This is a genomic window from Gloeotrichia echinulata CP02, from assembly GCA_038087035.1.
Classification (GTDB): domain Bacteria; phylum Cyanobacteriota; class Cyanobacteriia; order Cyanobacteriales; family Nostocaceae; genus Gloeotrichia; species Gloeotrichia echinulata.
The window spans coordinates 3452912-3469798 of sequence record CP051187.1 but is presented as its reverse complement, the minus strand read 5'-3'; the positions used below and the strand labels follow the sequence as shown (position 1 = coordinate 3469798).

9 protein-coding genes are annotated in these 16887 nt (G+C 41.7%); 6 read left to right on the top strand and 3 right to left on the bottom strand.

Annotated features, from left to right (window positions below; translation table 11 throughout):
* Positions 1-41: 41 nt before the first annotated feature.
* Positions 42-1259: an RNA-guided endonuclease TnpB family protein gene (locus HEQ19_15240; GenBank protein ID WYM00665.1), complete on the bottom strand. Its 1218-nt coding sequence runs from the start codon at positions 1257-1259 to the stop codon at positions 42-44.
* Between the two features lie 1719 nt (positions 1260-2978).
* Here HEQ19_15240 and HEQ19_15235 point away from each other — a divergent pair.
* The 6 genes from HEQ19_15235 (at position 2979) to HEQ19_15210 (ending at position 15365) form a co-directional block, all read left to right on the top strand.
* A complete protein-coding gene (locus HEQ19_15235) occupies positions 2979-7316 on the top strand; it encodes an amino acid adenylation domain-containing protein (protein ID WYM00664.1) in 4338 nt (1445 codons plus the stop codon).
* Between the two features lie 221 nt (positions 7317-7537).
* Complete coding sequence (locus tag HEQ19_15230) at positions 7538-10213, top strand: ATP-binding protein (protein ID WYM00663.1); 2676 nt, start codon at positions 7538-7540, stop codon at positions 10211-10213.
* Between the two features lie 66 nt (positions 10214-10279).
* Positions 10280-11740: a response regulator gene (locus HEQ19_15225; GenBank protein WYM00662.1), complete on the top strand. Its 1461-nt coding sequence runs from the start codon at positions 10280-10282 to the stop codon at positions 11738-11740.
* Positions 11741-12062: 322 nt separating this feature from the next.
* A complete protein-coding gene (locus HEQ19_15220; GenBank protein WYM00661.1) occupies positions 12063-13505 on the top strand; it encodes a response regulator in 1443 nt (480 codons plus the stop codon).
* 627 nt (positions 13506-14132) lie between these two features.
* Positions 14133-15203, top strand: coding sequence for a response regulator (locus HEQ19_15215; GenBank protein ID WYM00660.1), 1071 nt, complete (start codon positions 14133-14135; stop codon positions 15201-15203).
* Complete coding sequence (locus tag HEQ19_15210) at positions 15204-15365, top strand: hypothetical protein (protein ID WYM00659.1); 162 nt, start codon at positions 15204-15206, stop codon at positions 15363-15365.
* Here the strand turns inward: HEQ19_15210 and cobA are convergent.
* On the bottom strand, positions 15362-16144 hold the full coding sequence (gene cobA / locus HEQ19_15205; GenBank protein WYM00658.1) for a uroporphyrinogen-III C-methyltransferase: 783 nt from the start codon (positions 16142-16144) through the stop codon (positions 15362-15364). The two genes, HEQ19_15210 and cobA, sit on opposite strands and share 4 nt — an antisense overlap.
* Complete coding sequence (locus HEQ19_15200) at positions 16141-16857, bottom strand: sirohydrochlorin chelatase (GenBank protein WYM00657.1); 717 nt, start codon at positions 16855-16857, stop codon at positions 16141-16143. Before HEQ19_15200 ends, cobA begins: the two co-directional genes overlap by 4 nt.
* Between the last annotated feature and the right edge of the window lie 30 nt (positions 16858-16887).

Sequence of the window (16887 nt, the reverse complement as noted above, 5' to 3'; positions counted from 1 at the left end):
GGATTTTAAATTCTAGATTTTATATTGAATTGATTAGTGAACTACCCAACACCGACCCTACCGGGTACGGTGTGGGCTTCTGATTTCAATGACTGTTGCCCCTTACTCTTGCGAGCAGGTGGTCTTACACAGCCTCCATCAGCAAGAACGGGGTTCCCTCCGTCCATAGATAATATCCGAATTCCTTCATTTCTGATGTTCAGTGCTGCATTACCATCACGGTCATGATGAGTGCCGCAACTAGGACAATCCCATTCACGAATGTCTTGCGTCAACTCTTCTAGGACATGACCACAGCATGAACAGGTTTTGGAGCTAGGAAAAAACCTTCCAATCTCTACAAGTTGTCCTTCTTTATGTTTCAACTTGTAGTCACAGAAGTTAACAAACATTCCCCATCCCACGTCAGATATTGATTTTGATAACTTGCGATTCCGAACCATTCCCAAAACATTGAGATTTTCTACAATGATGACTTGGCTTTCGTCTATCAGCTTCCTGCTCAGTTTGTGCAAAAAGTCTTGACGGGAATTTGATACTCTCTCATGAACCTTGGCTACTAGTTTTTTATATTTGTTTCTGGAATTACTCCCTTTAACTTTACGAGCAAATTTTTTCTGCTTCCTAGCTAGATTCTTTTCATGGCGTTTCAGGTGTTTTGGATTTGAATACTTGGTGACTTCATTACCATCGTGAACAATAGCAAAGTCTTTCAACCCAAGGTCAATACCTAGTATTTTGTTACCACTTGATTGACTTACATCACCGTCAACTTCACACAATATTGAAGCCAAGTATTTATCTGTAGGAGTCTTGCTGATAGTGACAGTCTTAAGTTTCCCTTCAATTGGTCTATGAAAAACTGCTTTCACGACACCAATCTTGGGAATCTCCAAACTTTTCCCCACTACTTTAACGTTTTGAGGATATTGGACTGATTGTTTGTGATGCTTTGATTTAAAAGAGGGAAACTTAGCTCGACCCTCAAAGAAGTTCGTGTAAGCCTTGTTCAAATTGATTGCTACGCACTGTAAAACAGCAGAATAACAATCCTCTTTTAACCAAGGATGCTCTACCTTTAGCTGTGGAAGATAAGCCTTATAGACACTTAATTTTAATGATTTTCCTGTTTCTTCATAGTGTTGAATGCAAGCATTTAAGGCATAGTTCCAATACCATCTAGCACAACCAAACGATTTGGCTAGCGCTTCCTGTTGTTCGATTGTTGGGTAAAGTCTAACCTTAACCGCTTTCAACACTTTAATCACCTCCTTGTTACAACTATGTTAGCATATTTGTAGTGACAATGTTGTGACAGCCATGAAAAATAAATATTTGCAAATACGTATTAGTGAGCGCAGATTAAACAAATTTCGTTTATATTCGGCTTGGAAAGATAAAACTATGACTCAAATACTTGAAGACTTCATTGACTCGTTACCAATCCCAGAGACAGGCGATTCCGCACTTCGTGCCGCTTCTCTACGAGCGCCGAAGGCTACGCTAACATCGACTAACATTGCTCCTTGAGCGTTGCTCAAGTTTGCTCGTTGGTCAATTCGTCATCGCCCGGAATTCATCCCAACACTGAACGGAGTACCGTTACAGTGTGGGGCTTCTTCCGCTTTAAGCTAAAAATCTGCTTTCTATCTAAAAATTTGAAATTTTGTTTTTGTGAGGACTCCGTACTGGGGACTCAGTACCAGGGAAAGTTGATGTTTATGGGTGATTGTGGGATTTTACCGTGATTAGTTGACTACAAAAAGTTGTCAGTGTTTTTGGCGTAGCCCATGTTGCGCTTTAGTGCTAATGTAAAACCCTTAGCGCTATTTACCCCAACTACAAACCTCAACCCTAAGTAAGTTGGTCAGAATAAAGCCAACTATATTACAAAACGTAAATATGCCTGAAATCCTTACCAATGACGCCACTTGCTTTAAACCTCTTAACCCTAGTCGAGCAGGGTTGCACCAAGGACTCATTACAACCGAAGCCTGTATGGTTCAATAGCCGACCTACTTACCAATTTATGAAAATTTGTACTTAGCTACAAGTCTTGTATAAACAGAGTGTTTATCTGTGGGTCTAAGTCCTCAATCAGCATTTTTCTGTGTAGTCTATAAACCGTTTATATTTTTCAGGCTGTCTTAATATATTTTATTTGTATAATTTGTCAATTTAATTTGAATTTTGGTACAAAATCCAGCCAACTCTCTCCCTACTTCCATATCGCACTAGATATATAATTTGTCAGTTTAACAGCTTATTTATCAAGGCATTTCATGATTTCTCCAGGGGGTGTATTCTTTAAGTATACCTATTTGTAGGGTTCTTAGCTTCCTAGTAGAGCATTTATGTTTTTTATAAAAACAATCTTATTAGTCATAAAAAATACTTAGTTTTTGTCAGATTGTACTTCACTATAGTTTCACTAAACATTAGCATATATACCGTGGTCATACTGAAGCTGGTGAATAAGATTGCCGAATAAGATAATATTGATTTAATGTCGTCTTTTATGAGTATTATTGATGTTGATAGTAGCTCTGTTTAGGCAAATGATCGAACTAGGTTTAGAGAAACATGTTCTGGGAAATATTAAAATTTGGCAACATCGAACAGATGTGGAGACAATTTATATAAAGGCTTCAACAAATTATAGATAGTCAAAACGAGGCTAGCAGACATTTGACAGAATTAAAACCGAGAAGTCCCAGGAATAAACGTTACAAAATATTCCTGTTACCTCCTCCAAAAATTTGTTTTAAAAGCCATGTTTGCTACCTGTGATATCTTGAACTTCCGTAAATACACGTCATTTAGCCCACGATAAGACCAAAAACCGTAGTGGCGTCTATTCCAGTCCGGGAGACTTTCAAAAGTTATTTACCCCCCCTTTGACAAAGGGGGGGGGAAATCTACTTGACAACGATCCGCCGATAATTTCCAGTGCAAAATTTGCTTCAAGAGAAAAAATTATGCTACGTGATGATAAAGGTGTTTCTATTCATCAACTTGTGGAATTCCAAGTATCACAAACCCCTGATGCTATAGCAGTCATTTTTCAAGATCAACAACTGACTTACCGTGAACTTAACCAAAAAGCCAATCAACTGGCACACCATCTAAAAAGCCTAGGCGTGAAACCAGAGACCTTGGTAGGGGTTTGTGTAGAGCGATCGCTGGAAATGTTGATTGCGCTATTAGGTATATTGAAAGCGGGTGGAGCTTATATACCGCTTGATCCTGGCTATCCCCAAGAACGCTTGGAATTCATGCTTTTAGATTCCCATCTGCCAATTTTGCTGACTCAACAGCATCTCCTGGAGCGATTTCCCCGGCTGGAAAATGTACAGGTTGTGTGTGTAGATACAGACTGGCAAAACATTATTGCTCACAGCACAGAAAATATTGATAGTGGGGTATCTAGTGAAAATCTAGCTTATACAATCTATACCTCAGGTTCTACAGGTAAACCCAAGGGTGTGCAGATTAAACACCGCTCTGTTGTCAACCTACTACTTTCTATGCAGCGAGAACCAGGACTCACTGCGGAAGATACGCTGCTAGCAATCACGACAATATCCTTTGATATTGCGGTTTTAGAACTCTTCTTACCACTGATTGTCGGTGCCCGCATCATCTTAGCTAGCCATGAAGTAGTTGCCGATGGTAAAGAATTATCAAAAATTCTCACCGAATCTGGTACTACAGTCATCCAAGCTACTCCAGCAACCTGGCGACTCTTACTGGCTACAGGATGGCAAGGAAATAAGCACCTGAAAATGCTGTGTGGTGGAGAAGCGATGACTCAAACACTTGCCAATCAACTGTTGGATAAGGGTGGCTCTTTGTGGAACATGTACGGACCGACGGAAACCACTGTCTGGTCAATGGTTTATAAAGTAGAGCGTGATACTAACACCGTATTTCTTGGTAGTCCCATTGCAAACACACAAATTTACCTGCTAGAAGAGCCAATACAAAACCAGAATGACTCACCCAAACTTGCCCCTGTTGGTGTACCAGGAGAGGTATATATTGCTGGTGATGGAGTCGCACGGGGCTACCTCAACCGTGCGGAGTTAAACGGTGAAAGGTTCATTCACAACCCCTTTAGTCATGAACCCGGATCTCGCCTTTACAAGACTGGGGATTCCGCTCGTTATCTTCCGGATGGTAATCTAGAATTCATTGGTCGGATTGATCATCAAGTCAAAATCCGTGGCTTCCGGGTGGAATTAGGAGATATTGAGGCAGTCCTTAGCCAGCATCCATCCATAAGAGAAGTGGCTGTGATTGCTAAAGAAGATAGGTCTTTTAATCAGCGCTTACTGGCATATGTTGTACCTAAAACTCACACAGATGAGTTGGAATCAACAAAACTGATTGAGCAGTCCCATACTGAACAGCTTCAGGAGTGGAAGAGGGTGTGGAATGCCAACTACAATCAATCCTTTGAAGATTCTGATCCCACTTTCAATATTGGCGGCTGGAATGATAGTACGACCAATCTCCCTATTCCATCGGATGAGATGCATGAATGGTTAAAGTTTACTGTAGAGCGCATTCTCGCCTTACGTCCTCAACGTATATTAGATATTGGATGTGGGATGGGAATACTTCTGTTTCGCCTTGCCCCTCACTGTACCCACTACTTGGGTTTAGACATGTCCTCAGAAGCTATTGACCACATTCAGCAGCAATTGAAGGATTTTCAGCAGGATTGGTCACATGTCCAGGTATCCCAGAGATCTGCCCATGAGCTGGACGAATTAGAACCAGAAAGCTTTGACACGGTGATCATCAACTCGGTCATTCAATACTTCCCCAGCGTTAATTATTTAGTACAGGTTATAGAGAAGATTGTCAAGTTATTCAAACCAGGGGGGCAGATTTTCATCGGTGACGTTCGCAGCTTACCGTTACTAGAAGTTTTTCATACCGCCATCCAACTCAATCAGGCGGTTGCGTCTCTTTCGAGTCATCAACTCCAGCAGCGGATCTGCCAAAAAATTATCCATGAAAGAGAACTAGTCCTTCACCCAGACTTTTTCCAAGCTTTGAAGCGTTATATACCTAAAATTAACCATGTTCAAACCCTACTCAAGCGGGGTAACTCTCAAAACGAACTGATTCGGTTTCGTTTGGATGTCATTTTACATGTAGAAACAGAGGTTTGTCAAGATATTGATCTTTTATGCTGGGATTGGGAGCAAGAGAATCTATCGGTCCTAGGAATTTGCCAATTCCTGCAACAGCACCAGCCAAAAACTGTAAAAATTAGCAATGTGTTTGATGCCAGGGTGTTTCCAGAACTCAAGGCTACCGAATTGTTAGCAAGTCCCAACAAACCGGAAACTGTAGGAGAGTTAAAAGCAGCTCTATTGCAAATGACGGAAAAAACTGCGGTGCATCCTGAGCAGTTCTGGAGTATCACCCAATATTTACCCTACAAGGTTTACATTACTTCCTCTCAAATCAAGACGCCTGGTAAGTATGATGTAGTGCTGCGACGCCAATTGTTGATGTCAGACAAACCAGATCTTTTTGTTCTTCCTGAGAAAGAATTGGAATTTAAGCATTGGAATGCCTACGCCAATAATCCCTTAAAAGTTAACGAGAAAATTAACTTAGTGCCCCAGCTACGGTCATTCCTGAAAGAAAAGTTACCCGACTATATGCTGCCATCAACATTTGTGTTAATGGAAAAGCTACCCTTGACACCAAATGGGAAGATTGATCGGCGATCGCTTCCAGAACCCAAGAAAGAACGACCCATTTTAACAGAGGCATATGTTGCACCCTCAACGATACTAGAACAGCAATTGGCTGATATTTGGTCAGAGGTTTTAGGAGTCGAACAAATCGGAATTTACGACAACTTCTTTGAATTAGGAGGACATTCTCTATTGACCGCTCAACTGCTTGCTCAAATAGAACAGGCAATACAATTAGAGATTCCCCTGTTCTACCTTCTGAAGCAGCCAACAATAGCTGGATTAATCAAAGCCATTGATATTGTTCCCAGCTTGGATGCCACTGCTCCTATTGAGGAAACTACTCGCCTAGACTTGGAGTATGAAGCTATTTTAGACCCAACAATTTGCCCGCAAGTACCATTTCTGGAAGCTAAAAATCAGCCAGAGCAGATCTTTTTAACCGGAACCACTGGTTTCCTAGGTGCATTTCTCTTGCATCAACTTTTGCACAAAACTCCAGCAGATATTTATTGCCTAGTTCGAGCCTCTCATGCAGAAGATGCTAGGCAAAAAATTCAAGCCAATCTACAACGTTATCTGCTTTCGAGTGGAGCGTTAAGTTCTAGAGTGATTCCGATCATCGGGGATTTATCACAGCCTTTATTAGGATTAACTGACGAAAAGTTTAAAGAGTTGTCTGACAAACTGGACATGATTTATCACTCAGGGGCATTTGTTAACCTCATGTATCCCTACAACGCCTTACGATCTGCCAATGTGTTAGGAACCCAGGAGATTCTCAGATTAGCCAGTCAGGGGAAACTCACCCCTGTTCATTTCATTTCTACATTGGATGTATTTCAATCTCCCACTTATTTCGAGATGCAGGTGATCCGAGAAGATACGCTGCTTGACTATTCTCAATTCCTTGACAATGGCTATGCCCAAACTAAATGGGTTGCTGAAAAACTAGTGATGTCCGCCCAGTCGAGAGGAATTCCTGCTTCTATCTACAGACTAGGAATGATATCAGGTCATAGTCAAACAGGCGTTTCTCAAACCAACGACCTGATGTGCAGAATCATCAAAGGTATGATTCAAATCAAATCAGCACCAGATCTGGATCAATGGGTCAATTTGACTCCCATAGACTACGCCAGTCAAGCGATTTTCCATCTATCACAGCAGCCAGAATCCATAGGGAAAGTCTTCCATATTGTCAACCCTGACCCATTGCCCTGGAGCCAGCTTGTGAGCAATATCCGCAGTTTTGGCTACCCCATTCAACTACTGCCACATCAGGACTGGCAAACACAGTTACTGAAGCTGGATAATTCCTCAGGCAATGCTTTAAATCCAATTTTATCCCTGTTTACCGAAACGAATTCTCCAAGCCAGATGACCTATCTAGAAAAGTTTTTAGTTAGCGCCCAAGCGTTTGACTGTCAAAACACCCTCAATGGGCTGGCAAGTACTTCTATCGTCTGCCCCAGCCTCAACGCAAAGCTGATGAATGTTTATTTTTATTATTTGATGGAAAGTGGTTTTCTCAAACCTCCTGTGCTACCAAGGCAAATATTCAATGACAAGTTAGACCCAATACCGCTCGGTTAAGTCCTTTTTGATCAGGATAAACAACGACATTTCTAGGTTTGCAGCCATTCTGATTTGTAAAACCTTCGCAACGCAGTGCAGTATTGAAGTTAGAACTTGCTTATGCCGTTATTAAAGGCTTTTAATGGTATGTATCGTTTACAGTAGCCGACTGCCTTGGTTGAAGTAAGAATTATCTAACTATATCCGAAGATGTGTAATAAATAAAGAGCAGTTGAACTATGGTAATACCTTTGACGCCTGTGAACAATATTATACGTAAATCTATTGGCTCAAGATTATTTCTTTATGTATTAGGTGGCGCTCTCGTAGGCTTAGGTAGCATGTCCTACTTCTTCTATCAAGCGCTGGAACAGCGAGCTCAAAATGAAATGCGAAATAATCTCAGCACACAAGTCAAGTTGATTGAGGGAGAACTGGGCAAAGTACAGCAGTCTATGCTGGATTTGTCTTCTGTGGTCAAATCAATGCACAATCAGGGGATTCAAGATTCAGAAGCTTATAAGCAATTGGTGTTTGAACTCTTCCAGAAAAGATCATCCCTCACAATGGCACTTGGCTTTGGTCAGAATCCCTACCAAATTGTGTCAGACCGCGAATGGTATTGGCCTTATTACTTTGTAGATCAACACATCTCTGGTCAGACTGGGAAGCAATTACCACCCCCATACAACCATCTTCGCTATGCGGATTTGTATGTGGATGACAACTATCCTCAACGAGACTACTATAAATTACCTGTGACAGTCAAAGAAAACTTTTGGCTGGAACCATATCAGTGGTACGGATTGACTTTAACTACTTATAATGGTCCGATCTTGGATAATCATAACCAGATGATTGGCATTGCTGCATTAGATATTAACGTTACGGCTTTGGGGGAAAAAGTCAAAGCACCAGTCACTTGGGGAGGAGGTTACTTTACAATTATCAGTGCCAAAGGCAATCTGCTAGCATATCCCCCTGACCCAAAAAAAGCTAAGTCACTGGCAACCTACAAGGACATACCAGAGTTCAGGAATATCTGGTCCAAGATTGAAAACCATCAGGACGGATTTGTGCAAGCAAATGGCAAATACTGGGTATTTCAGCGCATTGAAGGAACTAGCTGGTTGTTGCTGGCAGTAGTACCACAGTCAGTTGTGTTAGTTCCAGCATTATCCATTACGGTCGGAGGTGCATTGGGTGCTGGCATGGTGCTAGCATTGGTAGTGATTTTGTTTGTGCGCCAACTCAATTCTCGGTTGAAACCAATTCTCGATGAATGCCATAAGCTAGCAGAAGCAGATGCCGAAAGGTCAATTCGTTTGAGCCAAAATGCCCAGGGAGTTACCAATAGAAATCAAAAGCAACAGTTGAAAACAAAAGATGCAGATGAACTGGATGTTCTGTCCGAGTCTTTTCACCAGATGACATTCCAATTAAAGCAGTCCTTTGAGCAGTTAGAACTGAGAGTTGAAGAACGCACAGCCGAGCTTCAGTTAGCCAAAGAAGCAGCTGATAGTGCCAACAACGCCAAAAGCGAATTCCTCGCCAATATGAGTCATGAACTCCGCACGCCCCTAAATGGGATTTTAGGTTATGCCCAAATCCTCCAAGGCTCAAAAAACTTGAACGATAAACAGCAAAAAGGTATCAACATTATTCACCAATGTGGCTCACACCTACTGACCTTAATTAACGATATTCTTGATCTTTCCAAAATCGAAGTTCGGAAAATGGAACTGTATCCGACAAATTTTCATTTTCCTTCCTTTCTCCAGGGCGTTGCGGAAATGTGTCGCATTAAGGCTGAACAAAAGGGCATCGACTTTGTTTATCAACCTGATGATCGACTCCCAGTTGGTATCCAAATGGATGAAAAAAGGTTACGGCAGGTTTTGATTAATTTGCTGGGTAATGCTATCAAGTTTACTGACAAGGGTGAAGTCACGTTTACAGTTAAAGCTCAGAATATCAAAAGCAGTTATCAGCACCAACCCTCAATTTACCAAATTTGCTTCCAAGTTAAAGATACTGGTGTAGGCATGACCAGTGAGGAGTTAGAGAAGATATTTGCACCGTTTGAGCAAGTTGGCAACATTCAAAAGCATTCAGAAGGAACTGGATTGGGCTTGGCCATCAGTCAGAAAATTGTTGCCATGATGGAGTCCCAGATAGAAGTGCAAAGCCAACTGGGAAATGGTAGTCTCTTTTCTTTTGATGTAGAGATTCCTGAATCAACAGAATGGGCAGAAAAATCCAAAGTTTTCCCAGAAGGAGTTATCATTGGTTTCCAGGGTGAAAAACGAAAAATCCTGGTGGTAGACGACCGTTGGGAAAATCGCTCCGTACTCATTAATCTACTCGAAACCATTGGCTTTGAGCTAGTAGAGGCAGAGGATGGTCAAGACGGTTTAGCAAAGGCTGCCAAATTTAGACCTGACCTCATTATTACTGATATTGCTATGCCGGTAATGAATGGATTGGAGATGATACGGCTTCTACGACAATCGTCAGATTTCAACGATCTGAAGATCATTGTCTCATCAGCAAGTGTGTTCGAGATTGACAAGCACAAGAGTCTAGATGCAGGGGGTGACGACTTCCTTGACAAGCCTGTACAAGCCCATGACCTATTAGAACAGTTACAGAAGCATCTAGATTTGAAATGGACTTATGACAAAAAGTCCTCAATATTGCTAATTGCAAAAGAAATTGTGCCTCCTCCGGTAGAGGAACTAGCTCAATTATACGAATTGGCTTTAAAAGGACGTATCAAAACCCTGCAAAAGCAAGCAGCGAAATTACAAGAAATGGATGAAAAATTTATTCCATTTGCTCAAGAGCTTGACATATTATCGCAAGGGTTTCAATTAGAAAAAATTCAAAGTTTTATTGAGAAGTATTTGAATTAGTATAAAGTTTAAATTTATAATTGTTAACTTCTAGCTATTTACCGCAATCAGTATCCAGAAATTATAATGTACACATCAGAAACTAATGTAATATTGATCGTGGATGATACTCCTACAAACTTAGATGTACTTTCAGAAGCCTTGACGGAGGCTAACTTTGAAGTTGCTGTGGCAACCAGTGGAGAAAATGCCATCAGACAGATCGAATACGATCCGCCAGATCTAATCTTGTTGGATGTGATGATGCCGGGAATTAATGGATTTGAAACCTGTCGCCGACTGAAAACAAATCCGACAACCAGAGATATACCGATAGTTTTTATGACTGCCCTGAATGATACGGTGGATAAGGTCAAAGGTCTGTCTCTTGGTGCTGTAGATTACATTACCAAGCCATTTCAGCAAGCGGAGGTTCTAGCCCGTATCCAGATTCATTTGCAGCTGCGAAACATGAGAGTAGCTTTGGAGAAGCAGAATTTACTTCTCAAACAAGAAATCGCCGAACGCATTGCGGCACAAGCAGCATTGCAAAAGCTGACACAGGAGTTAGAGGTAAGGGTCGCAGAACGAACTAAAGAACTCTCCCAAGCTCTCCATGCGGTGGAACAGGCTCAAGTTAAACTTGTGCATGGAGAAAAATTAGCAACACTGGGTCAGTTAGTAGCGGGTGTGGCTCATGAAATTAACAATCCAGTCAATTTTATATATGCCAATATTCCTCATGCCAGTAACTATATTCAGGAATTGCTAGAATTCATGCAACTCTATCAGACTCAGTTTCCCTATTCTACGCCAGCAATTGAAGAAAAATCAAGGGAAATTGACCTGGAGTTCCTGAGTGAAGATTTGCCCAGAGTTCTCTCGTCAATGGAAGTTGGATGTAAACGAATTAGCGAAATAGTTCAGTCCCTCCGCAACTTTTCTCGCTATGACGAAGCTGAACTTAAATTCGTAGACATTCACGAGGGTATTGAGAGTACGCTGACGATTCTCGGTCATCGCCTGAAAACAAAACTCAAGCATCCGCCCATTGAGATTATCAAGGAATATGGTAACTTGCCTCCAGTTGAGTGCTATGCAGGAAAAATAAACCAGGTGTTTATGAATATCCTCACTAATGCAATTGATGCTTTGGAAGAGGCAATGGAAGTTTATCATCTATCTCCGACAATTTTATATCCGAAAATTTGGATTTACACCGAACTGATGGGATCTGAACGGGTCGCTATTCGCATTGCGGACAATGGACTGGGAATATCAGAGGAAGTTCAAAAACGATTGTTTGATCCTTTCTTCACAACTAAACCTGCGGGAAAAGGGACAGGGTTGGGTATGTCTATTAGCTATCAAATTGTCACTGAACAACACGGTGGTTTATTATGGTGTATTTCTAGCCCAGGAAAGGGAGCAGAGTTTCTCATAGAGATTCCAATTAAACGTCCAGTTTTACCTGATAACAACTGGCAAAATTCTCCAGATTTAACTTCAACACATAGTCAACCACTTTCTGTTGAGGGCAATATATAATAATGAGGAGTAATCAAAATTTTCGCAAGACAAAAAAGCGCCTCCACAAAATGGGGACGCTTTTTTGTCTTCAAAAGACCCGGTTCGTCGTAGAACTGCCTCACCAACGCAGGGCGGCACCAATGACAAATGACGACCCTAACGAGTACGGTTTATTTACCACGCCTACCTGACTTAAAAATAAGACCCCTAACCCCTAAGCACAAGCGAGGAGCGAAATAAGAACTTTTTTCATATGTCCTAGTCTACGCAGTTCATGATGGCTACTTAATGGTTAATTCTTGTCAATTCATCTTACTATCGTCATCTACCTACAGTAAACATGAGCCAGACCTGTGAGAATAATTTAATCTTAATCGTTGATGATACCCCCACTAATTTAGAGGTACTCTCAGAAGCCCTTACGGATTCTGGATTTGAAGTTGCAGTGGCTACCAGTGGGGAAAATGCTATCAAGCAAATCGAATACGATCCACCAGATCTAATCTTGTTGGATGTGATGATGCCGGGAATTAACGGATTTGAAACCTGCCGCCGACTGCAGGTAAATCCCAAAACCAGAGATATCCCGGTGATTTTTATGACTGCTCTGAACGACACAGTAGATAAGATCAAGGGATTATCTCTTGGTGCTGTGGATTACATTACCAAGCCATTTCAGCAAGCAGAGGTTCTAGCCCGTATCCAAATCCACATGAAGTTGCGAACCATGAGTGTAGCTCTGGAGAAGCAGAATATACTTCTACAAAAGGAAATCGCTGAACGCACGGCTGCACAAGCAGCGTTGCACAAACTGACGGAGGAGTTGGAAATACGGGTAGCAGAACGAACAAAAGAACTTTCCCAAGCCCTGCATGAGGTGGAACAGACTCAACTTAAACTTGTGCAGGGAGAAAAATTAGCTACACTGGGTCAGTTGGTAGCAGGTGTGGCTCACGAAATTAACAATCCAGTCAATTTTATATACGCCAATATTCATCATGCTAGTAATTATATTCAAGAATTGCTAGAATTAATACAACTCTATCAGACTCAGGTTCCTGATTCTAAGCCAGAAATTCAACAAAAATCAAGGGAAATTGACCTGGAGTTTCTGCGTCAAGATCTGCCTAAAGTCCTATCTTCAATGGAAGTCGGGTGTGAACGGATTAGTGAAATCGTCAAGTCTCTCCGCAACTTTTCTCGCTATGACGAAGCTGAAGTTAAATTCGTAGACATCCATGAGGGTATTGACAGCACGCTCATGATTATCGATCATCGCCTGAAAAAAAAATACAATTATCCGCCTATTGAGATTATCAAGGAATATGGTAAATTGCCTCTAGTTGAGTGCTATGCAGGAAAGATGAACCAAGTGTTTATGAATATCCTCAGTAATGCTATCGACGCTTTGGAAGAGGCAATGGAAGCTTCTGTTCTATCCCCGACAATTCTGCATCCTAAAATTTGGATTTACACGGAGGTTCTAGGATCTGAGCGGGTTGCAATTCGCATTGCTGACAATGGACTGGGAATACCAGAAGAAGTTCAAAAACGGTTGTTTGATCCTTTCTTCACAACTAAACCTGCGGGTAAAGGGACAGGTTTGGGTATGTCGATTAGCTATCAGATTGTGATTGAAAAACACGGCGGTTTGTTATGGTGTGTCTCTAGCCCAGGTAAGGGAGCAGAATTTATCATTGAGATTCCAATTAAGCGTCCAGCTTTACCTGATAACAACTGGCAAAAATCTCCGTATTTAATCTCAACACATCTATTTAGCTGATATTTAGCTGTATCGACTCGCAATGCGATTGTATCGACTCGCAATGCGATTGTATCGACTCGCAATGCGATTGTATCGACTCACAATGCGATTGTATCGACTCGCAAAAATTAATAACGTAAGTTGCTAGTTAGATGAAGTGGATGAAGTAGCAATACTGCTCGGTTAAGGAAAATCGTAGGTTGGGTTGAGGCCTCTGCGTACTCCTTCGGAGAACCCGCAGGGTAACCCAACAAAGCCCCGTCCATGTTGGGTTAGCCTACGGCTAGCTTGCTACGTTCCTCAACCCAACCTACGAATTTTAAGTTTTTTGAGCTTAACCATTGAGAAGCGCGTTATTTCAACCTATCGTACCCTTGTGTTGAGCATTTACAGCCATTTTCAGGTAAATAGACCACGCTTTTGGGGCGCAAGGCCTAGATCCCCTACGAAGATCTGTGGTTATTGCGTGAAAATTGCTGTAAATTACTGTGAGTTGAGCTTTTTTAGCGAAAGATACAGAAAATAAATCTGATGTTTGGAATACTGTTGTTTGGTAGGATATTAAACTATTTAGCAAAAGCGCATGGCTATTCTACTAAATCGCAATTTCAATTGTAAATATTGCTTTTTTCCAGAGCCGTCCCAATGAAGACACTTCCTATTGGTAGATACAGATTTTTTCAGAAACTACATCCTCTATCGCTGTTAAAAAAAATCACTCATAAATCTGTCACTGGTTGTTTGCAGGTATTTAGCACTACAGGTTCTTGGTCAATATATGTAGTTGAGGGTAAATTAATTTACGCCTGTTACTCTGAGCAAATGTTTGAACCGCTATACAGACATTTACAACGGTTAAGTCAACAAGTTTCTACTATCCCTAGGGGAATTAATGAGCAGTTACGGGCGATATTTGAAACGGCGATTGAAAATGAGGCTATACCGAATCCCGATTATTTAGCTATTTGTTGGTTAGTCAAACAAAAATATATTAGTCGCTCGCAAGCTGCGATATTAATAGAGCAATTGGCGTTAGAAGTGCTAGACTCTTTTCTGAGTTTAGAAGTAGGGAGTTATGAATTTATTCCCGAAAGCTTTCTGGATGATATGCCGAAGTTTTGTTATCTTAATTTGCGCTTATTAGTAGAACGGTGTCAAAAGCGATCACAAAGAGACAGTGTTCAGTCACCAGGTGCGAGGGGGGAAGGGACAAAATTTACCCGCCAAACTCAGCCACCGTCGTCAAAATCTCACGGTAATCAGGCTCAGGAATCGCCTAAACATTCCCCTAACAATGCTGAACATGAACATCATAAGTTTGTGCGAATTTCTCCGCCATCATCCGAGAGAAAAATCTACACTATATTCTGTATTGACGACAGTCCCAGCGTCTTGAATGCTATTAGAAGTTTTTTAGATGAGCAAATATTTTCTGTTGTCGGAGTCACCGATCCATTGAAAGCTTTAATGGAAATTATTCGCACGAAGCCAGACATAATTTTACTTGATGTTTCCATGCCTAATTTAGATGGATATGAATTATGTTCCTTGTTGCGGAAACATTCACATTTTAAAAATATCCCCGTGATTATGGTGACAGGAAAAACGGGATTAATCGATAGAGCGAAAGCTAAGATGGTGAGAGCTTCAGGCTATTTAACCAAGCCTTTTAACCAAGGCGATTTACTTAAAACCATCTTTCAACATATTGTTTAATTGTCATTTGTCATTTGTCATTTGTCATTACTCATTACTCATTACTCATTACTCATTACTCATTACTCATTACTCATTACTCATTACTCATTACTCATTACTCTTTGTCATTTGTCATTTGTCATTCCCCCCAATCCCCAATCCCCAATCCCCAATCCCTAAACTGGACGACAACCAGATAAAATACTGTGCATATGTACCACAGAGCCAATAACTGCGATCGCGGGGGCGCCAAATTCGGTTTGCTCGACTTGCTCAACTATTGTCCCCAATTTACCGATCAATTCTTCTTGTTCGGGTCGTGTACCCCAACGCACTAAAGCAATTGGTGTTTCTAAATTCAAGCCTGCGGTGGTTAATTGTTCGACAATATAAGGTAAATTGTGAATTCCCATATAAATCACAACGGTTTCGGAACCGTGGGCGATCGCACTCCAATTTACTGTGGGTTTATACTTACCTGACGCTTCGTGTCCCGTCACAAAAGTAACTGAAGAGCTATACAAACGATGGGTTAAGGGTATGCCTGCATAGGCTGGGGCGGCAATTCCCGATGTAATACCCGGCACAACTTCCGCAGAAATTCCGGCTTGGACTAATTCTGCCATTTCCTCGCCACCGCGACCGAAAATAAACGGATCGCCGCCTTTGAGTCGTACTACTATAGCATGATCATGGGCTTTTTCAATCAGCAGTTGGGTGGTTTCGTCTTGTAACAAAGAATGTCGCCCCCGACGTTTACCGGCGTTGATTTGCTCGGCGTGGGGGTTAATCATCGCCAGAATAGCTGGACTCACCAAGGCATCATAGATCACAACATCGGCACACTCTAATAAACTCTTGCCTTTGAGGGTCATTAGTCCTGGATCTCCTGGTCCCGCACCGACTAAATAAACCTTACCCAAAATTTCCAATTGTTCCTGTTGTTCTGTGCGGTTCATTGATCTATTAAATCCCAAATTATGGCTGCTATTTCTGGAGTGGCTCCTAAAGGCTGGGCGAGATGGAAATTCACGACCGGAAGTTGTAATTTTAGCGCTTCGACGGATTGTGCGATCGCATCGGTTATACCACCGGCGAATAAAAAGTATGGTATAATTACAATTTCTCGCTTACCTCCAGCAATCAACTGTTTGACTCGTGATTCTAAACTAGGAGGTACAGCCCAATAAGCTGCGACTGCGCCCAAACTCGCCGCTATAGCTTCCACAGGCGCAAGAGAATCAGGACGACGGCTACCATGAGCTAACAGAATCCCAGCGGCGCTATGATGAGCAACCATGTGCTTGGCGAGCAGATACCCTAAATCAGGGTGAGTACCTAAATATGGTTGGAGATTAATGATTATATCTTGACCGAGAGCCTGTTGAGCCAGTGCTACTTCCGCCGGAATATCTTGCATCACATGCACACCCGACAGCAGAAATAGGGGTACAATTTTCAGGCGATCGCACCCAACAATCAAAGCCTGCTGGGCAAATTGTTTAATCTGCTCATGCAAAGGCTGAGGATTCAATTCCAAGTATGCTGTACCGACGAGCTGATTTTGGTAGCTTTGCAGTTTCTCGCGTACCAATTCTGCCAGTTGCTGCATAGCAATTTCTGGACGCGGATCACGACTTCCGTGGGATACCAGCAGATATGCAGATGACATGGGCAAGGATTTAACTCTCGGTGACTATAT